The organism is Enterococcus faecalis (assembly GCF_029024925.1).
In the GTDB taxonomy this organism is placed as follows: domain Bacteria; phylum Bacillota; class Bacilli; order Lactobacillales; family Enterococcaceae; genus Enterococcus; species Enterococcus faecalis.
The window spans coordinates 2,354,334-2,372,622 of the sequence record NZ_CP118962.1 but is presented as its reverse complement, the minus strand read 5'-3'; the positions used below and the strand labels follow the sequence as shown (position 1 = coordinate 2,372,622).

21 protein-coding genes and 1 riboswitch are annotated in these 18,289 nt (G+C 39.0%); of the genes, 16 read left to right on the top strand and 5 right to left on the bottom strand.

What is annotated here, in order from left to right; all coding sequences use genetic code 11:
* Positions 1–56: 56 nt before the first annotated feature.
* The 3 genes from PYW42_RS14190 to PYW42_RS11695 all read right to left on the bottom strand — a co-directional run bounded on the left by PYW42_RS14190 (position 57) and on the right by PYW42_RS11695 (position 3,373).
* Positions 57–788: a DUF4950 domain-containing protein gene (locus tag PYW42_RS14190; RefSeq protein ID WP_411158702.1), complete on the bottom strand. Its 732-nt coding sequence runs from the start codon at positions 786–788 to the stop codon at positions 57–59.
* A gap of 353 nt (positions 789–1,141) precedes the next feature.
* A complete protein-coding gene (locus PYW42_RS11700; protein WP_002404588.1) occupies positions 1,142–2,707 on the bottom strand; it encodes a glycosyltransferase family protein in 1,566 nt (521 codons plus the stop codon).
* A 90-nt stretch (positions 2,708–2,797) separates the two neighbouring features.
* Complete coding sequence (locus PYW42_RS11695) at positions 2,798–3,373, bottom strand: DUF805 domain-containing protein (protein ID WP_002410951.1); 576 nt, start codon at positions 3,371–3,373, stop codon at positions 2,798–2,800.
* Positions 3,374–3,538: 165 nt separating this feature from the next.
* On the opposite strand from PYW42_RS11695, the gene PYW42_RS11690 reads away from it, so the two are divergent.
* The 8 genes from PYW42_RS11690 to PYW42_RS11655 all read left to right on the top strand — a co-directional run bounded on the left by PYW42_RS11690 (position 3,539) and on the right by PYW42_RS11655 (position 9,606).
* Positions 3,539–4,309, top strand: coding sequence for an alpha/beta fold hydrolase (locus PYW42_RS11690; protein WP_002410950.1), 771 nt, complete (start codon positions 3,539–3,541; stop codon positions 4,307–4,309).
* A gap of 87 nt (positions 4,310–4,396) precedes the next feature.
* Entirely contained in the window at positions 4,397–4,939 is a 543-nt protein-coding gene (locus tag PYW42_RS11685) for a 5-formyltetrahydrofolate cyclo-ligase (protein WP_002384041.1), read from the top strand.
* Positions 4,940–4,949: 10 nt separating this feature from the next.
* Entirely contained in the window at positions 4,950–5,660 is a 711-nt protein-coding gene (locus PYW42_RS11680; protein WP_002362481.1) for a rhomboid family intramembrane serine protease, read from the top strand.
* A gap of 17 nt (positions 5,661–5,677) precedes the next feature.
* The gene (locus tag PYW42_RS11675; RefSeq protein ID WP_002410949.1) at positions 5,678–5,896 is read left to right on the top strand and encodes a YqgQ family protein; all 219 of its coding nucleotides are present in this window, start codon (positions 5,678–5,680) and stop codon (positions 5,894–5,896) included.
* Positions 5,897–6,868, top strand: a complete 972-nt coding sequence (locus PYW42_RS11670; protein ID WP_002356333.1) for an ROK family glucokinase — start codon at positions 5,897–5,899, stop codon at positions 6,866–6,868.
* 15 nt (positions 6,869–6,883) lie between these two features.
* Positions 6,884–7,282 carry a rhodanese-like domain-containing protein gene (locus PYW42_RS11665; protein WP_002356334.1) on the top strand — a complete coding sequence of 133 codons (399 nt, stop codon included), beginning with the start codon at positions 6,884–6,886 and terminating at the stop codon, positions 7,280–7,282.
* A gap of 121 nt (positions 7,283–7,403) precedes the next feature.
* Complete coding sequence (locus tag PYW42_RS11660) at positions 7,404–7,754, top strand: DUF488 domain-containing protein (protein ID WP_002359411.1); 351 nt, start codon at positions 7,404–7,406, stop codon at positions 7,752–7,754.
* 13 nt (positions 7,755–7,767) lie between these two features.
* On the top strand, positions 7,768–9,606 hold the full coding sequence (locus tag PYW42_RS11655; RefSeq protein WP_010708906.1) for an FAD/NAD(P)-binding protein: 1,839 nt from the start codon (positions 7,768–7,770) through the stop codon (positions 9,604–9,606).
* Between the two features lie 162 nt (positions 9,607–9,768).
* Here PYW42_RS11655 and PYW42_RS11650 read toward each other — a convergent pair whose 3' ends face one another.
* Positions 9,769–9,936 (bottom strand): DUF3042 family protein, encoded by a 168-nt coding sequence (locus tag PYW42_RS11650; RefSeq protein WP_002356337.1) that lies wholly within the window; start codon positions 9,934–9,936, stop codon positions 9,769–9,771.
* A gap of 267 nt (positions 9,937–10,203) precedes the next feature.
* Here PYW42_RS11650 and galE point away from each other — a divergent pair, with 267 nt between their 5' ends.
* The 8 genes from galE (at position 10,204) to thiD (ending at position 17,720) form a co-directional block, all read left to right on the top strand.
* Positions 10,204–11,196 carry a UDP-glucose 4-epimerase GalE gene (gene galE, locus PYW42_RS11645; protein ID WP_002362484.1) on the top strand — a complete coding sequence of 331 codons (993 nt, stop codon included), beginning with the start codon at positions 10,204–10,206 and terminating at the stop codon, positions 11,194–11,196.
* Entirely contained in the window at positions 11,177–12,427 is a 1,251-nt protein-coding gene (locus PYW42_RS11640) for a UDP-glucose--hexose-1-phosphate uridylyltransferase (protein WP_002411312.1), read from the top strand. Before galE ends, PYW42_RS11640 begins: the two co-directional genes overlap by 20 nt.
* Positions 12,428–12,498: 71 nt before the next feature.
* On the top strand, positions 12,499–14,259 hold the full coding sequence (dnaX, locus tag PYW42_RS11635) for a DNA polymerase III subunit gamma/tau (RefSeq protein ID WP_002356340.1): 1,761 nt from the start codon (positions 12,499–12,501) through the stop codon (positions 14,257–14,259).
* A 20-nt stretch (positions 14,260–14,279) separates the two neighbouring features.
* Positions 14,280–14,594, top strand: a complete 315-nt coding sequence (locus tag PYW42_RS11630) for a YbaB/EbfC family nucleoid-associated protein (protein ID WP_002382484.1) — start codon at positions 14,280–14,282, stop codon at positions 14,592–14,594.
* 147 nt (positions 14,595–14,741) lie between these two features.
* Positions 14,742–14,830: riboswitch (TPP riboswitch) on the top strand.
* A 140-nt stretch (positions 14,831–14,970) separates the two neighbouring features.
* Positions 14,971–15,459: an energy coupling factor transporter S component ThiW gene (thiW, locus tag PYW42_RS11625; protein WP_002356342.1), complete on the top strand. Its 489-nt coding sequence runs from the start codon at positions 14,971–14,973 to the stop codon at positions 15,457–15,459.
* Positions 15,443–16,261: a hydroxyethylthiazole kinase gene (gene thiM, locus PYW42_RS11620; RefSeq protein WP_002411313.1), complete on the top strand. Its 819-nt coding sequence runs from the start codon at positions 15,443–15,445 to the stop codon at positions 16,259–16,261. Before thiW ends, thiM begins: the two co-directional genes overlap by 17 nt.
* Positions 16,258–16,893 (top strand): thiamine phosphate synthase, encoded by a 636-nt coding sequence (gene thiE / locus PYW42_RS11615; RefSeq protein WP_002411314.1) that lies wholly within the window; start codon positions 16,258–16,260, stop codon positions 16,891–16,893. The genes thiM and thiE overlap by 4 nt, the downstream gene beginning before the upstream one ends.
* Positions 16,890–17,720 carry a bifunctional hydroxymethylpyrimidine kinase/phosphomethylpyrimidine kinase gene (gene thiD / locus PYW42_RS11610; protein WP_002411315.1) on the top strand — a complete coding sequence of 277 codons (831 nt, stop codon included), beginning with the start codon at positions 16,890–16,892 and terminating at the stop codon, positions 17,718–17,720. The genes thiE and thiD overlap by 4 nt, the downstream gene beginning before the upstream one ends.
* A 93-nt stretch (positions 17,721–17,813) precedes the next feature.
* Here thiD and PYW42_RS11605 read toward each other — a convergent pair whose 3' ends face one another.
* The gene (locus tag PYW42_RS11605) at positions 17,814–18,170 is read right to left on the bottom strand and encodes a winged helix-turn-helix transcriptional regulator (RefSeq protein ID WP_002356348.1); all 357 of its coding nucleotides are present in this window, start codon (positions 18,168–18,170) and stop codon (positions 17,814–17,816) included.
* Positions 18,171–18,289 lie beyond the last annotated feature (119 nt).

The following is an 18,289-nucleotide window of genomic DNA, read 5'->3' as shown; positions in this document are numbered from 1 at the left end:
CCCCACATGGACTTTTCTTTTTTTATAGACTATTATCTATTAGTATACCTAAATTTCTATTTAATTCGTAATGACTGACCAGGATAAAAAACAGAAGTTTCAATGCGTGGATTTAATGCTAATAATTCTTCCAAGGTTAAACCATTTCTTTCGGCTAACTGTCGCCCACCTTCACCACTTCGTACCGTATCGTATATAGGTTGGTCTGATTTAGAATTTTGTATTTGTTCACTAGAATCAGAGTTTTGTGGTGGTTGCTGCTCAGATTGTTCAAAAACTTGTTGAGTTTGATTATTTCTTTCAATTAATTGTTCCAACGTAATATTACCTAGATAAGTGTATATTTGTCCATTAACAGTTAAAGTACCATCATTATTTTTCGTTACTGTTCGGGGCGTATTATTCAAAAGAAACGTCATTATTTGATTACCATTCTCATCCACAGAAAAACTTACATTTTGAAGAGGAACATTCGATTGAGTTATGCTAGTGAGTGTTCCGTCAGCATTTATAAAAAATAAGTTATCACTTTGAGGAATACCCCAACCGCCTATAAAATCAGCTAAGCTAACTTGTGGTAGCGGTTCTTTAGTAGTAGATGAAGAGGTAGATTGGTTTGTTTCAGATGAGACGTTTTGATAATTAGAGCTGGTTTCTTCCGTTTTATCTTTTTGAGTGGAAGAATCAATACTTTTCTTTGTGTAAGGTTTCAAAACTAGTTTTGTTTGGTTATCAGAATTGTTTGTCTTAGTAGGAGTGAAAAGTAGATTTTGCTTTTCTTTTTTTATCTTGTAAGCTACTTCTTTTCCTTCATTTTCCCAACGAATTTGATTGTTTTTTAGATGGTATTTGACTTTGTATTCTATTTTATTTGCAATTTGTTTACCTAATTCTTCGCCTGCTTTTTCCAAATCATTTTTTGCAGTTGATGTGTGTTCATCTGTATTGATTTTGAAAGTAGCGGTATCTTCGCTGAATGATACAATCATTACTACTTCATCAACGTTGGAGTTTACGGCCCACTCGTTTGCCATTAGCTCTTTTGTGGTCACTTTATTTCTGCAAGAAGTAAGGGTCAGTAAGGATAAAAAAACAATCAACCCCAGTAAACTTTTTTTCATTTTTAACTCAATCCTCTTTTCTATTTTACTATTTTTTTGTATCTTCGAATCTCTCTCAATCCCAGCCAACCACTCGCTGATAACAAGTACCAAAACGGCATAAACTGGATTAAATAGCGAGAGCGGCCGCCTTCAAAGAGCAATAAATACAGAATAGCTCCAATGAAAGCTAATTTTAAAATCGCGTAGTTATTTTTTGAATCTTTTAGAGGGATACTGAACAATAGACCTAGTAATGTGAGTAAATAGAAAAAATGCATATAAATTCGTAGATAGTTACTTTTTTGATTTTGCGGATAATACAGTGACCGCAAGTGTTCTTGCCAACGATTTTTAGAAGGCGTTTCTGGGATTAAATCACCGCCATCCCAACCCCAGTCAAAATCACCATTGGCAGTATTATGACGATTTTTTTGAGCCAGAAAACGAAGATAACCGAAGAATCCTTTATTTTTTAAACGGTCTTGAATCATTTTTATGGTATAAGCTTTTTTGGCTTCTTGTGTAGGCAACTGATTTACTGCTTGTGTATCTGCATCATTGTAACCGCCAGTTCCAGTCAAACCCATCATTACAAAAAGTGTCCAAGGTTTGGCTTGTTCTTTATCGATTTCCGTAATCGTTTGTTTTTCCACAAAAAATTGAAAACTATAATATGCGCTGGCGAAACCAGTCAGTAAAAAGAGAGCAACCACGGTTAATTTTACGATAGACTGTTTGTTCCGATTTACTAAAAGAAGTTGCAGCACTTTTATACAACTAAATGCAATAAAAAAGATAATAGACGAAGGTTTCATTAAAAAACACCAAGCTAGGCCAATTCCAATAAACAGTAATAAACAATATTTTACGAAGGGATGGGAAACTTGGTCAAAAAGGCTATATGCAAAAAAAACTAGGTTGATGAACAATAAGACGGCCGTATCTGTATAAGGCGTTAGTAACCATGGAGACAATCCGAAAGAAAGAAAAAATAAACTATAAGCAACGAAGGCCGTTAATGGATTAAAGACACGTTTAGAGGCATGATAAAAGAGAAATAAACTGCTATTAATAAACAAGCAATTAACCACTTGCCAACTAAACCAAGTATTGCTCCAGCTCCCTGTCACATCAATGAAACGCAAAAATTTATTCAGGTAATACATCATGAAAAAGAAAAATTCGTTATTGGGGTTTAAAGAAAGTACGATTTTTGAATAATCCCTATTTTCAGTGGTAATACTATGAAAGTTGTCAAAAACATCCCAGCCAATCGGCACAGTAATCTGCGTCAGGAGTAAAAGTTGTAGTAAAAATAAACTGACCAAACTACCAATAATAACCACACGATCATGGGTTTTTATTAAGTGCCAGAGCGCTTGAATCTTAGTGTAAAGAAATTTTTTGTTTTTATAAATAATCAACAATAGAATAATTAATAGAGGAAGTAAAACAAGCAAGTGCTTAGGCTTTTCCCAAAGAATTTTTACCAGAGAATAGGGAGAGTTAATTGCGCCGTAAAAGACAAATAAAATAAAAAAAGTAAAAATATAATTTTCTAGATTCAGAATCCGTTTAAAAGTAGCCATATTTTCTCCTTCCATTTTTTTAGCTAGACTAGTTCTTATTTTATCATAAAGATTTTAAAATAAGAAAAAAGCCCTTCTTTTAAAAGAAAGGCTTAAAACTTTTCCTTACTTCACTTCTTTGTAACGGAAGAAGAAGCGTAAGACGCTATTTTGGCTAGTTGTTGTTAGTTTATCTGTCGGTAAGACTGTTAGTAAGAAGAAAAACAGACTAATCACAAGAGTGAAAAATAAGAAGACGGGACTGCCACCTGTTATCACAGTATCTGTTTGAACGTCATATTTAAAAGTTGACATAACAGAGAAAACTTGTGTATAGCTACAGGCAATAGAAAGTAGATATAAAACAAGCACGCCCCAACCTGTCATCCCAGCATCACGATAACGACGTACACACATTGCCCACGTTGGTAATAATAAAGCTAACCATAAAATAAGTGCAAAAAGCATCAACGGTAATAAGTTTCCAAAATCATAGGTTTCAAAATATTCAGCTGCTAAAATTGCTGACACGGCTTTGCCGACAATGGCAATATAAAAAATAAGTGCTAAAATGCTTAATACCAATGTCATCCACCAATAACCAGCACGTGTGGTCCGACCTTTAAAATCAACATATCCACGAAAATAATCTTTAAAAGCTTGTCCAAATGTTACTTTACCTTTTTCCTCAATTTTAACCATAAAAACACCCCTTTGTATTTAATAAAATGATTATAACGGAAAGTAATAAAATAGGAAAATGCGAATTCGCATATTTTGTGGTTTTTTTGATAAATCATATAAAGAGCAGGTTTTATCAAAAAACGGTAAAATAAGAGAAGATATTTTATAATGGAGGAATCATGAATGAAAATCAGTATTAGACATCGCTACATAGCAAAAATTCCAGCATTAGAAGTGACAACAGAAGAGCAAAGAAACGAAGCATTACCTTTAATTGTTTACTATCATGGTTGGCAATCAGCTAAAGAATTATCTTTAACACAAGCAAGAAAATTAGCACACGAGGGGTTTCGGATCATTTTACCAGATGCCATGAACCATGGAGAAAGAAAAACAGGACCTATTTCCACGATTCCTTCGATTACATTTTGGAGTAGCATTCAATATAATTTAATTGAATTTCCAGTAATTATCCATCATTTTCATAAATTAGGGTTGATTAAAGAAAATTGGATTGGCGTGGGTGGTGTATCCATGGGCGGTATTACTACCAGCGCTCTTATGACCCAACATCCTGAGATTCAAGCTGCTGCTTGCTTAATGGGAACACCCTATCCGGCGCGCTATATTCAGCGAGTGATTCAACGGGCGAAAGAATTTGCTATTTTTGTACCTAAAGACTTGCCACTGTTGCTAAGTTGGGTGCATCAATACGATTTATCACAAACGCCAGAAAGACTACAAGAACGACCGATGCTGTTTTGGCATGGAACGGAAGATGAAAAAATTCCCTATGAAGACATGGCTGATTTTGAACAATTAGTGTCTGGGAAAACGTATGCGAGAAATACGCAATTTATAACGGAAATCGGTGAGCGGCATTTAGTGAAAGGAGAAACAATGGATTTGGTTGTTGACTTTTTTAAAGAAGCGTCAAAAACGTTAGAAAAATAACGGGATTTTTCAAAGAGAAAAGGGGAATCAGCTTGTTTTTTAAGAACACTTTCTATAAACTTAACAGAAAAGGGGTTGAAGGTGTACATGGAGAAAAACAAGTTGAGAAAAGTGGGCTTAACTGCCCTGGAATGGCTAAAACAACATCCAGAAATTAAACAACATAAAGAATCAAGTCTCTATGAACAGTTGTTTGCTAGTCAGCAATGGCAACAAGCACAAACGATCGGAATGATTCGGTCGTTACCGCTAGAATTATCAACACAGCCAATTTTCGAACGGGCCATGCAAGAGAGCAAGCAAGTGGCGGTGCCGCGAACATTTAAAGGAGGCAAAATGCACTTTTATCAAGTCTTTCCAGAGACGGTTTATGATACCAGTGCATTTGGCGTGGAAGAACCTCCGTTAACAGCGGCAGAAATAACAGCTACAGCGATTGATTTATTGATTGTGCCAGGGATTGTTTTCAATCGTGCTGGCTATCGAATAGGCTTCGGCGGTGGTTTTTATGATCGTTATTTGGAACATTTTTCGGGCCATTCATGTAGTTTAGTTTTTAGTGAACAACTCCATGAGCAATGGCAACCAGAAGCGTTTGATCAGCCAATCGAACAATTATTTATACAATAGGAGGAATGGAATGAATTATCAAACAGAAATGAAATTGAAACGGCTAAAAAATCAGCCGTTCATTACGTATGCCCTTTTAGGTATTTCAATCATTGTTTTCCTTGGATTGGAATTAACTGGAGGATCAGAAAATATTTTAAACTTAGTTAATTGGGGAGCAATGGTTCGTCCACTGGTAGCTCAAAATCATGAATACTGGCGGTTTATCACGCCAATGTTTCTTCACATTGGATTTATGCATATTATTTTGAATATGGTTACTCTTTATTATATCGGCGCACAGGTTGAGGCAATTTATGGGCATTGGCGCTATTTGGGAATTTATTTATTGAGTGGGATTGCTGGAAATATCGCCAGTTTTGCCTTTGGGACACCCAACAGTGTCTCAGCGGGTGCTAGTACAGCGCTTTTTGGTTTGTTCGGCGCATTTGTTATTTTAGGACGCCATTTTAGAGACAATCCAGCGATTATGTATATGGTGCAACGCTATTCAATGTTTATTGTGATTAATTTGTTATTTAACTTGTTTAGTAGCTCTGTAGATATGATGGGTCATGTTGGCGGTCTAATCGGTGGACTATTAGTCGCGACGGCTTTTGCTGTTCCAAATCGTGAAGAAGCATTTAATAAGCACGAGCGAATTATGGCCACGTTAATTTTTATTTTTCTTGTCGTAATTTGTCTGTTATTGGGTTTTAAAAAATACGGTTTACCTGTATAATAAGGAAGTGTTTTCGTATGGAAACGTTATATGATGTACAACAACTTTTTAAACAGTTTGGGATGTATATTTATGTCGGTGCACGGATTTATGATATTGAGTTAATGATGATTGAATTAAAAAAATTGTATGAAGGTCAATTGGTAGACCGAGATACGTATTTACAGGCCCGGCATATTTTGCAAAGAGAGCATCGAATAGAAGAATCTAGAGAGAAGCAGAAAGGAATCGACTAAATGGATAAGAAGATTATTGGGATTGATTTAGGTGGAACGACCATCAAATTTGCTATTTTAACAACCGATGGCGTTGTTCAACAAAAATGGAGTATTGAAACGAATATTTTAGAAGATGGCAAGCATATTGTGCCATCAATTATTGAAAGTATTCGTCACCGTATAGATCTTTATAATATGAAAAAAGAAGATTTTGTGGGAATTGGTATGGGAACACCAGGAAGTGTCGACATTGAAAAAGGAACTGTTGTAGGTGCCTATAATTTAAACTGGACGACTGTACAGCCTGTCAAAGAACAAATCGAATCTGCTTTAGGAATTCCGTTTGCCTTAGATAATGATGCCAATGTTGCCGCTTTAGGTGAGCGTTGGAAGGGCGCGGGGGAAAACAATCCCGACGTGATTTTTATTACTTTAGGAACAGGTGTCGGCGGAGGCATTGTTGCAGCGGGAGAATTGCTCCACGGTGTTGCTGGCTGTGCTGGTGAAGTTGGGCATGTGACGGTTGATCCTAACGGCTTTGACTGTACCTGTGGGAAACGTGGCTGTTTAGAAACTGTTTCTAGTGCCACTGGTGTCGTTCGTGTTGCACGTCATTTATCAGAAGAATTTGCAGGTGACTCTGAACTGAAACAAGCGATTGATGATGGACAAGATGTTTCGAGTAAAGACGTTTTTGAATTTGCCGAAAAAGGCGATCATTTTGCTTTAATGGTTGTGGATCGTGTTTGTTTCTATTTAGGCTTAGCCACAGGAAACTTAGGTAACACGTTAAATCCAGATAGCGTGGTTATCGGTGGAGGTGTTTCTGCAGCAGGAGAATTTTTACGTAGTCGTGTCGAAAAATATTTCCAAGAATTTACCTTCCCGCAAGTTCGAAATAGTACAAAAATCAAATTAGCAGAGCTAGGTAATGAGGCCGGCGTCATTGGTGCCGCCTCACTAGCATTACAATTTTCAAAAGAGAAATAGAGAGGGCTTTTTAGAATGAGTATTTTATGGGTAATCAATGGCATTTTGCTAGTTATTGTACTAGCGATGGTATTCAATGAATTATATTTGAAAATTATGGTGAAACGTTCAGCAAAAATGCTGACGGAAGAAGAATTTAAAGAAACAATGCGTAAAGCACAAGTGATTGATGTTCGTGAGAAAGATACATTTGATGCTGGGCATATTTTAGGGGCGCGCAGCATGCCATACAGCATGTTAAAAACAACAATTGGTTCTCTTCGTAAGGATCAACCTGTTTATCTTTATGATCAGAAGAAAGCTTTAAGTATCCGAGCAGCTAATTTATTACGCAAAAATGGCTATACTGATATTTATATTTTAAAAGGCGGCTATGATGGCTGGACTGGGAAAGTGAAAAAGAGAAATAGTTAATAACAAAAAGAGTTGGTCTTCATTGAGACCAACTCTTTTTGTATAGGAAAGCTTAATAGAGATGTTGCTTTTTGTCAGTCCTCACTTTTTGAGCTACAATAAAGAGAAGAGGTGAAGGCAGATGATTCAAATCAAGCGAGCATATGAAGCACCGACAGAGCAAGATGGCTACCGTGTTTTAGTTGACCGTATTTGGCCACGAGGAAAATCCAAGGAATCTGAAAAGTTAGATGAATGGCTCAAAGAAGTGGCCCCAAGTACAGAGCTACGGAAATGGTTTAATCATGAAGCAAATAAATATCCCGAGTTTAAACAAAAATACCAAGAAGAATTGAAACATGAGCCAACTGCCACAGCGTTTAAGCAGTTACAGACGATTGTAAAAAATCAGCCAGTAGTCACGCTGGTCTATGGGGCGAAAGATACAGTGCATAATCAAGCGGTTGTCTTAAAAGAATTATTAGAAAAATAGAGTAGGTGATTGGATGAAAATTGCAATTGTAGGTGCTGGACCCAGAGGCTTATCAGCTGCAGAACGAGTCATTGAATGGGCTCGTAAAACGGAAATAAATGTTCAGCTCACGTTGTTTGATCCATACGGTCCAGGTGGGAAAATTTGGCGAGCAGAGCAACCTAATTATTTATTAATGAACACCGTGATTAGTCAAGTCACTTTATTTACAGATGAATCTTTTAGTGGCGAAGGACCAATTGTCAAGGGCCCCACTCTCTATGAATGGACCCAAACAGAAGCTGCGCAGTACATTCAACAGCAACAACCCTATAATTATCTTGAGTTGTTGAAAGAATGTCATCGCCTTGGACCGAATGATCACTGCTCGAGGGCTTTTTATGGCATGTACCAAAAATGGTTTTATACGTATTTAGCCACGAGGTGTAACGAACAAACATCGCTGACGTTTTTTAAAGAGCCAGTAACTGCTGTGCGGGCAGGAGAGGATAACTATTATGTGTATACTCAATCCATTGAGTTTACGGCAGACAAAGTAATTTTAGCTTTGGGTCACCAAGAAAATGAATTAACGACTGTTGAACAAGAGCTTGCGGACTACGCCAAGGAGCATCGTTTGTTTTATTCTTCTCCTAAAAATGCGGCGGATGCTTTATTGGCACTTGCCAATATACCTGCAAAACAACCCGTTGTGTTAAAAGGCTTAGGTTTGGCATTTTTTGACTATTTATCTGCCTTGACGATTGGCCGCGGGGGTGTTTTTTCTCGTCAAAATGGCCGCTTACGTTATGAACCTTCTGGAAGAGAGCCTATTATTATTGCTGGTTCTGGTCGCGGTTTTCCTTCTCATCCTCGAGGGAATAATCAAAAAGGCTACGGGGAAACCTATCAGCCTGTTTTTTTAACCGAAACGTATTTAGCTGAATGTCGTAAAAAAGGACAGGTTACAGGCGCAGAGTTTTTTGGGTATTTAAAAAAAGAAGTGGAATATGTGTATTACACTTGCTTAATCGAAGAAAAATATCCGCATCTTTCTAAAGAGGCCTTTCAACAGCTGTTTATTCAAACCAAGGGAGCGCCGGAAAGCCTAGCCCACTTTGAAAAACAAGATTGGTTTGATTGGCAAGCGTTAGAACATCCTGAAACAAAGAAAACTACTCATGAAAGTTTTCGTTCGTTTTTACTAGAGTATTTAAAATGGGATATTCAAGAAGCAGAGAAAGGCAATCTTAGCGGTCCTTTGACCACTGCTTTAGACAGTTTAAAAGATTTAAGAGATCAGATTCGCTTTGTTTTGGATGAAGGATTATTAACGAATGACGAGAGTCAAAAGTGGTTGTGGCATTGGTTTACCCCGTTGTATACCTTTTTGTCAGTGGGACCTTCTGTTGAAAGAACAGAAGAGCTACAGGCGTTAGTTGAACTGGGATTAGTCACGATTCTGGGGCCAGAAATGCGTGTCGAAATGAAAGCGGGTCAATTTATTACTTATGCTAATTTGTTTCCGGAAAATCGGTATAATAGTCACTTTTTAATTGAAGCGCGCATTCCCAAAGTCAATAATGAAAAAAGTTTGAATCCTTTAACGAGGCAGTTGTTAGCCGATAAGCTAGCTACGCTCCATCAACTGGCATTAGCCGATGGTCAAATAGTCAAAACAGGTGCACTCTTGATTGTGCCTGCCACGAATCAAGTCATGACAAAAGATGGACAGGTGGCGACAGGCCTTTTTAGTTGTGGTATTCCAACAGAAGGTATTCATTGGTTAACAGCCGCTGCAGCTCGTCCTGGTGTGGATCCTTGGAATATGCGCGATATGGATCGGATTGCTGCCACTATTTTTAATAGTTAAGAAAAATAGTCAGCTCCTTTGGTAAAAAAGAAAGCATAACAAGTGGTCATCCATCGCTTTGATGGATGACCACTTGTTATGCTTAAGAGAATCAACAGAGCCAGAAGCGCTTCTGTTGATTTCTTGGCGTTAGATTTTTTATCTCAACGTCACAGCTATTTTTTAACGTGCAATACGCTTACGCATCGCTTTTTTACGGTTTTCTTCAATCATATCTTCTTTTTCTTCAATTGGATCAATGACTGTTTTTTTAATAGTTGTAGCCACACCGGCTAAAGCAGCAACTGTGATAGCAGTACCGACTAACATACCTGATACAAATTTTTTCATCGTTCATTCCTTCTTTCAAATTGTATTTGTTTCTATTATGACGGAAAAAAGCAAAAAAATCCAATAGTTACAATGATTTTTCATAAACTCTACGACTAATTTAGAGATTTGTTAAAATTTACCAAGTCTTTTCTGTATTTTTATAGGAAAAATGAATAAGGAGAAATGGCCAAATTAAATCCTGTTTACAAAATGAAATAATTCAGAAGTAGACCTTATTTAATGGTACAATAGAAAAAGAAATTAGGGAGTAAAAGGAGCGTATTTATGTCTATTTTAGTATTAGGTGGCGCAGGCTACATTGGCTCACATGCCGTCGATCAATTAATTTCAAAAGGATATGCCGTTATTGTTGTTGATAATTTATTAACGGGACATCGTTCAGCAGTTCATGAACAAGCGACTTTCTATGAAGGCGATATTCGTGATAAAGCTTTTTTACGTAGCGTCTTTGAAAAGGAATCAATTGAAGGGGTGTTGCACTTTGCGGCCAATTCTTTAGTAGGAGAATCCGTGGAGAAACCGTTAATGTATTTCAATAACAATGTTCACGGCACTCAAATTGCGTTGGAAGTCATGCAAGAATTCGGGGTGAAACACATTGTTTTTTCTTCCACAGCGGCCACTTATGGCGAACCAAAAGCAATGCCTATTACAGAAGAAACCCCAACGAATCCTAAAAATCCGTATGGGGAAAGTAAATTAATGATGGAAAAAATCATGAAATGGTGCGACAACGCTTATGAAATGAAATATGTTGCTTTGCGTTATTTTAATGTTGCAGGAGCAAAAAAAGATGCCTCAATTGGTGAGGATCACACGCCAGAAACGCATATTGTGCCAATTATTTTACAAGTGGCATTAGGCCAACGAGCAGAGCTAAGTATTTTTGGGGATGATTATGATACACCAGATGGCACGTGCATTCGAGATTATGTTTACATTGAAGACTTGATTGCAGCACATATTTTGGCTTTAGAATACTTGAAAAATGGCGGCGAAAGTGACGTCTTTAACCTGGGAAGCAACAACGGCTATTCTGTTAAAGAAATGTTAGATGCTGCTCGCGAAGTGACAGGCCAAGAAATTCCTGCAACAATCGCGCCACGCCGAGCAGGGGATCCTAGTACGTTAATTGCTTCTAGTGAAAAAGCCAAACGAGTTTTAGGCTGGCAACCAGAAGTAACTGAGGTCAAGGACATTATCGCCACCGCTTGGCAATGGCACCAAGCTCATCCACATGGATATCAAGAAAAGTAATAGGAGGAATGAATCGATGACCACGAGTCAAATGATTGCCGATTTTACCACACTTGCTATTCAAGCAGGTGGTTGGATGGAGTTGGATCGCTTATATCTTCAGAACCGTTTATTATCAATGATTGGTGAACAAGAATTAGGCGAAGTAGACATACGGCCTGTGGCAACACCCGCCGCTGATTTGGCGGAACAATTGTGTCAAATTGCGAGTGCCAACCAACTTGTAAAAACAGAGCAACAAAAAGAACAGTTCATGGTGCAATTGATGGATTTGTTGACACCGCCACCTTCTGTGGTTAATGCTTTTTTTGCACAACATTATGCCAAAGAGCCACAAGAGGCTACCGAGTATTTTTACCAACTTTGTCAAAAAAACGGTACGGTCATTGAACAGGAAGAACCTGTTGTTTTTTCAACAGTCTATGGTGATTTTTTAGCAAATAAGGTCCACAGTGAGGCGCCAAAAGCAACGCTCTCTGCACAAAGCTATCCCCGCTGTGAATGGTGCATGGCAACAGAAGGCTACCAGGGAAGTCAGCAATTTCCTGCGACTACGAACCATCGAGTGATTCGAATGAACTTAGATGGCGAAAGCTGGGGGTTTTCCTTTGTAAAACAGGCACAATATCAGCAACAAGGTGTGATTGCGTTTGAAAAACATCAGGCAGCGAAACGTTCAATTAAGACTTTTCAGCAATTGTTGAAAATTGTTGAGGTCTTTCCTCATTATTTTGCTGGGATTGATGCTGACTTTGAACAAAATGAGCATGTCTATTATCAAACGGGTTTGCAACAATTTCCATTAGCCGAAGCGAGCATTTCAGAATATGTTGAGTTAGCTAACTATCCTTTAATCAACGCAGGAATGGTGAATTGGCCAGTTGCGACATTTCGCCTAGAGGGACCGAATGCGTTAGAAGTTGCCCAAGCCGCAAATGATATTTTTGAGCAATGGCAAATGCTAAAACTGCCAACGGATGAGATACAAATCGTTGCCCGACGAAAAGAACTTTTATATGTCATGGACTTAATTTTTAGTCGACCTCAAGCAAAGCCTTCGTTAACGTTAGCAGAAGTCCAAGGTTTAACGACTTGGAACAACCAGAAAACGCAGGCACTTGAAACTATCGCTTCAGCGTATCAACAGCGATTAAAAGAAGCCAGTGCGTTTGCAGAAACAAGTGAAGGAAAAGCGGCTTTTTTAGCAATGGTTGCGCCAGTGACTCATTAAAAGAAAAAAGATGCCGAATGACTAAAAATCACGTATAATAGATAAGAATGAAAAATAAGGGAGGGTAAAAAATGGCTTATCAAGCACTTTATCGGGTCTGGCGTTCACAACGTTTCGATGACGTAGTAGGACAAAAAGCAATTACTCAGACACTGAAAAATGCGATAGTGCAAAAGAAAACATCTCATGCCTATTTATTTACTGGCCCTCGTGGTACAGGTAAAACCAGTGCCGCAAAAATTTTTGCTAAAGCGATTAACTGTAAACATAGTCAAGATGGTGAACCTTGTAATGTTTGTGAAACCTGTGTAGCCATTACGGAAGGTCGTTTAAATGATGTCATTGAAATTGATGCGGCGAGTAATAATGGCGTGGAAGAAATCCGTGATATTCGTGATAAAGCAAAGTATGCACCGACACAAGCAGAGTACAAAGTTTATATTATTGATGAAGTTCATATGCTATCAACTGGCGCGTTCAATGCACTTTTAAAAACCTTGGAAGAACCACCACAAAATGTTATTTTTATCTTAGCAACGACTGAACCACACAAGATTCCGTTAACGATTATCTCACGGACGCAACGCTTTGATTTTAAGCGAATTAGTACGCAAGATATCGTCGATCATATGGCCCATATCATGCAGGAAATGGCTCTCGATTATGAGGAACAAGCCCTTTATGTGATTGGGCGTGCTGCGGAAGGTGGGATGCGAGATGCCTTGAGTATCTTGGATCAAACGATTTCATTTAGTGATGAAAAAGTAACACTGGAAGATGCAATGCAAGTGACAGGCAGCCTAACCTATGAAATGATGGATCATTATATTCAGTGTTGTGTCGCCGGTGATGTTGAACGAGCATTAGAAGGCTTGGAAAGTATTTTAGGCGAAGGCAAAGAAGCGCGCCGTTTCTTAGAAGATTTGTTATTATATTGTCGAGATTTACTGATGTATCAGCAAGCACCGAAGTTATTAGCAGAAAAAGCAGGAACTTTGACAGAAGCATTTAAGGAACTAGCTACACAAACACCTGCTGAAAAAATCTACCAACTAATCCAAATTTTAAGTGACACACAAAATGAGATCCGCTTTACCAACAATGCGAATATCTATCTGGAAGTAGCCACTGTCAAATTAGCTAAAACGGTGCAACCCAATAAACACAACACGCCAGAAACAGCTAATCAAGATGGTAGTGCAGAGGGAAATCCAGAATTAGCAGATTTACAAAATCAAATCGGGCAACTGAAGAAAGAACTGGCTGAATTAAAGAAACACGGTGTAGCTGCTAAAGAAGCAGATGCGCCACGTCAACAAGCACGACCACAAGCGCCAAAAAGTTCGTTCCGTGTACCCACAGAACGGGTATATCAAGTCTTAAACGAAGCGACTAGAACACATTTAATGAATGTGAAAAATGTCTGGGAAGACTTACTGCAAACATTATCTGTGACTCAACGAGCGATGCTAAAGGCTAGTGAACCTGTCGCAGCGAGTCCTAAGGGCATCGTGGTGGCATTTGACTATGAGATTGTTTGTGCTCGTGCAACAGACGATGAAGAGATGCAGTTAGCTTTCAATAATAATTTAAGCCGTTTGATGGACTATACACCAGAGATGGTCTGCATTACTAGAGAAAGCTGGCCAAAACTAAGACAAAGTTTTATTAACCAAAATCAGGGCAGTTTGAATCATTCTGAACCTGAAAATGAAATGGCTCGTCTAGCGGACGAACCGCCTGTAACAAATGAACATTCACAAGAAAATCCAGTAGTAGATGAAGCAATCGCTATGTTTGGTGAAGAGCTTGTCGAAGTACTAGATGATTAATATGAAGGAGTCGAGGAATTATGATGCGAGGAATGGGCAACATGCAAGGCATGATGAAACAAGTACAAAAAATGCAAAAAGAAATGGCCAAAGCGCAAGAAGCGCTAAATGAAAAAGAATTTATCGGTGAGGCAACCAATCAACTTGTGACAGCGACCTTTACTGGTGATCGCACAATGAAAGATTTGACCATTAAAGAAGACGTGGTTGATCCTGAAGACGTTGATATGTTACAAGATTTAGTCATTATGGCTGTCAACGATGCGTTAGTAAAAATTGAAAAAGAAACCGAAGCAACTTTAGGTAAATACACCAAAGGAATGCCAGGATTCTAAAAAATAAGACAAACGAAAGTATGAAAAACGTCATGCCCAAAAAATCGAACTTTTTGGGCATGACGTTTTTTCTGTTTTTGTGGGAAAACTCTTTGGCAATTTTAGTAGTCGCTTCCAAAAAACTATGCTATACTAAAGCCAATTGAAGAGAAACATTTGGGGTGCTATTAGCTGAGATTATACCCATGGAACCTGAAACAGTTAGGACTGGCGCAGGGAAATGTCTTGAAATTTTGACCGATTATTGCACCCAACTACGTTTATTTGTGGTTGGGTTTTTCTGTCTTTTTCAGTCGCGCCTCCTTTTGCTTCTCGCAGAAAGGAGTTTTTTTACGTGGAAAAAAATCGAATCCACAGAGTTACGTTACTGGCTTTAATGATTGCGATGGACGTTGTATTATCGCCGTTAATGCGAATTGAGGGAATGGCCCCTATGTCCAGTGTCATGAACATTATTGCCGGAGTTTTATTAGGTCCTCTTTACGGAACGCTCATGGCACTTGTCTGCGGCTTAATCCGTATGACATTCTTAGGTATTCCGCCATTAGCGTTAACAGGTGCCGTTTTTGGCGCGTTTTTTGCTGGTTTATTTTATCAATGGGGACAAAAATTAGGCTGGTCGATGCTAGGGGAAATTTTTGGGACAGGCATCATTGGCTCGTTATTGTCCTATCCTGTAATGGTTTGGTTTACTGGCAGTAAGCAGAATTTTTATTGGTTCATTTATACACCACGATTTATTGGTGCCACACTGATTGGTTCAGTGATTGCTTGGCTTGTCTTAGTAAAACTGAAAGAAACTCGGGTATTTAAACAAACACAGGAATTATTTTTAGGAGGGTACTTTTATGAAAACAAGCGTTAAGTTTGAAACGATTTTTCCACTGACAACGGCACCATTAATTCAGTGCATTACGAATGAAATTACGTGTGAGTCTATGGCGAATGCATTACTTTATATTGATGCTAAGCCCATTATGGCAGATGATCCCCGGGAATTTCCGCAGTTGTTTCAGCAAACCAGTGCTTTGGTTTTGAATTTAGGCCATTTATCACAAGAACGAGAGCAAAGCTTGTTAGCAGCTAGTGATTATGCTCGGCAAGTGAATAAACTGACCGTAGTCGATTTAGTCGGTTATGGCGCCAGTGATATTCGAAATGAAGTCGGGGAAAAGCTGGTGCACAATCAGCCAACCGTTGTGAAAGGAAATCTTTCAGAAATGCGGACTTTTTGCCAGTTGGTGAGTCATGGCAGAGGAGTGGATGGCAGCCCTTTGGATCAAAGTGAAGAAGCAATTGAGGAACTGATTCAGGCTTTACGTCAACAAACGCAAAAGTTTCCCCAGACGGTATTTTTAGCAACAGGGATTCAAGATGTTTTGGTTAACCAAGAGCAAGTGATTGTCTTACAAAATGGCGTGCCTGAGTTGGATTGTTTCACTGGCACGGGCGATTTAGTCGGCGCATTAGTTGCCGCTTTATTAGGTGAAGGCAACGCGCCAATGACTGCGGCAGTAGCCGCAGTGAGCTATTTTAATCTTTGCGGAGAAAAAGCCAAGACTAAGAGCCAAGGGCTGGCCGATTTTCGCCAAAATACGTTAAATCAGTTATCTCTTTTAATGAAGGAGAAGGATTGGTTTGAGGCGGTGAAAGGACGAGTGCTATGAGAGAGCAATTGAAAGTTTATTTGGTGACAGGTCGGTATGATTTTAGTGATACTGAATTTTTAAACCGAATTGAAACTGCTTGTCGCAGTGGAGTGACATTGGTCCAACTGCGCGAAAAGGAAGTGTCAACACGGCGCTTTTACGAATTAGCAGTGAAAGTTAAAGCGGTAACAGATGCGTATCAGATTCCGTTGATTATTAATGATCGTGTCGATATTTGCTTGGCAGTGGATGCGGCAGGTGTGCATATAGGGGATGATGAATTACCGGTTGCTCTTGTGCGAAAACTGGTTGGGTCCACAAAAATCGTAGGTGTTTCAGCCAAAACGGTGGCACGAGGAGTTGAAGCGGAAAACGAGGGCGTCGATTATTTAGGCGTGGGCGCAATTTTCCCCACAATGACTAAGGACAGTCCGTTAACTTCTTTGCAGACACTTTCTGAAATTGCTGCAGCAGTCACGATTCCTGTTGTGGCGATTGGTGGGATCAAAGAAGAAAATATAGAACAACTTATGGGAACGGGAGTGGCTGGTGTTTCACTGGTCAGTGAAATTATGCTGGCTGAACAGATAACCGAGAAAGTTCAAGGGTTGATGCGTGTAACGGAGCGAATGTTGGAGGCGAGAAAATGACCGAATATAATTTGACCCCACAAGTAGTCACGATTGCTGGTTCTGATTCTGGTGGGGGAGCTGGCATGCAAGCAGATTTAAAAACATTTCAAGCACGGCAGGCATTTGGCTTAAATATTGTCATTGCATTGACGGCACAAAATACGTATGGCGTGCAAGATAGCTTACCGATTCCTAGTTCATTTATTGATGCACAATTCCAATCACTGGCGGATGATTTTAAAATTGGGGCAGCGAAAACGGGGATGTTAGCAGATAGTGAGCGTGTCGAAGCTGTTGTTCGCAATTTGCAGAAAGTTGATTTTGGTCCGTTGATTGTCGATCCTGTAATGGTGGCTAAAGGTGGACATCATTTGTTAGAAGCCGAGGCAGTTCAAACGATTAAAGAGCAACTGTTGCCATTAGCAACGGTCGTGACACCTAATTTACCAGAAGCGGAAGTTTTACTAGAGACGACCATCAAGACAGAACAAGAAATGCAGACCGCAGCAAAAAAATTACAGCAATTGGGCACAAAAAATATTATTATGAAAGGCGGACATAGCACAAATCAACAAGCGGCTGATTATGTGTTAATGGAAGACGGTTCGAGCTTTTGGCTAAGTGCACCACGAATTGTAACGAAAAATACTCATGGAACAGGAGATACTTTTTCAGCGTGTATCGCAGCCGAATTAGCAAAAGGTACGCCGTTAGAAGCGGCGATTGTGATTGGCAAACAGTTTATACAAGGGGCCATTAGCCAAGCAATTTCTGTTGGACATGGCCACGGACCCACTAATCATTGGGCCCAATTAACGCAAGATATTCAAGTTATTAAAGCATAAGAAGAGCCTGGGGAAAAATCATTTTAGATTTTTCCCCAGGCTCTTAAATAGCTTAAAGCTCTTTTTTGATATAGTTTATAAACGTTTTATTCACTAGTCTTCACATTTTAAATAAATTTCTTGGCCTTGTTCTTGCAAATGAGCCACGTGGGATTCTCCCCAATTACATAAGTTATCTAAGACAGCAGAGAGGCTTTGACCATAATCGCTTAAATAATATTCGACTTTTGGTGGAACTTGGTTGTAAACTTTCCGCTCGATAATGTTGTCTTCTTCGAGTTCCCGTAATTGTTGTGTCAGCATTTTTTGACTAATGCCAGTAATACCGCGTTTTAAATCGCTGGGGCGCATGGCGCCGTGCCGTAAATTACACAGAATAATTGGTTTCCATTTACCGCCAATAACATCCATCGTTGCTTCGACACCAATCGCATATGTACGAGTTTCCAAAAAACATTCCTCCTTAATAGGTTGATAATAACCAAAAGTTACTAAAAGGTACCTATGATACAAAAAAGTAGGTACTTATCAAAATTTCAATCTTAGTATATAGTAATTTTTGTTGAAAT

Coding starts and splice junctions, on each gene's coding strand:
- dnaX (WP_002356340.1), top strand. CDS start 12,499: ATGGCTTATCAAGCACTTTATCGGGTCTGGCGTTCACAACGTTTCGAT.
- PYW42_RS11665 (WP_002356334.1), top strand. CDS start 6,884: ATGAGTATTTTATGGGTAATCAATGGCATTTTGCTAGTTATTGTACTA.
- PYW42_RS11640 (WP_002411312.1), top strand. CDS start 11,177: ATGGATATCAAGAAAAGTAATAGGAGGAATGAATCGATGACCACGAGT.
- galE (WP_002362484.1), top strand. CDS start 10,204: ATGTCTATTTTAGTATTAGGTGGCGCAGGCTACATTGGCTCACATGCC.
- PYW42_RS11655 (WP_010708906.1), top strand. CDS start 7,768: ATGAAAATTGCAATTGTAGGTGCTGGACCCAGAGGCTTATCAGCTGCA.
- thiW (WP_002356342.1), top strand. CDS start 14,971: ATGATTGCGATGGACGTTGTATTATCGCCGTTAATGCGAATTGAGGGA.
- PYW42_RS11670 (WP_002356333.1), top strand. CDS start 5,897: ATGGATAAGAAGATTATTGGGATTGATTTAGGTGGAACGACCATCAAA.
- PYW42_RS11690 (WP_002410950.1), top strand. CDS start 3,539: ATGAAAATCAGTATTAGACATCGCTACATAGCAAAAATTCCAGCATTA.
- PYW42_RS11660 (WP_002359411.1), top strand. CDS start 7,404: ATGATTCAAATCAAGCGAGCATATGAAGCACCGACAGAGCAAGATGGC.
- PYW42_RS11695 (WP_002410951.1), bottom strand. CDS start 3,373: ATGGTTAAAATTGAGGAAAAAGGTAAAGTAACATTTGGACAAGCTTTT.
- PYW42_RS11680 (WP_002362481.1), top strand. CDS start 4,950: ATGAATTATCAAACAGAAATGAAATTGAAACGGCTAAAAAATCAGCCG.
- thiE (WP_002411314.1), top strand. CDS start 16,258: ATGAGAGAGCAATTGAAAGTTTATTTGGTGACAGGTCGGTATGATTTT.
- PYW42_RS11685 (WP_002384041.1), top strand. CDS start 4,397: ATGGAGAAAAACAAGTTGAGAAAAGTGGGCTTAACTGCCCTGGAATGG.
- thiM (WP_002411313.1), top strand. CDS start 15,443: ATGAAAACAAGCGTTAAGTTTGAAACGATTTTTCCACTGACAACGGCA.
- thiD (WP_002411315.1), top strand. CDS start 16,890: ATGACCGAATATAATTTGACCCCACAAGTAGTCACGATTGCTGGTTCT.
- PYW42_RS11630 (WP_002382484.1), top strand. CDS start 14,280: ATGATGCGAGGAATGGGCAACATGCAAGGCATGATGAAACAAGTACAA.
- PYW42_RS11700 (WP_002404588.1), bottom strand. CDS start 2,707: ATGGAAGGAGAAAATATGGCTACTTTTAAACGGATTCTGAATCTAGAA.
- PYW42_RS11675 (WP_002410949.1), top strand. CDS start 5,678: ATGGAAACGTTATATGATGTACAACAACTTTTTAAACAGTTTGGGATG.
- PYW42_RS11650 (WP_002356337.1), bottom strand. CDS start 9,936: ATGAAAAAATTTGTATCAGGTATGTTAGTCGGTACTGCTATCACAGTT.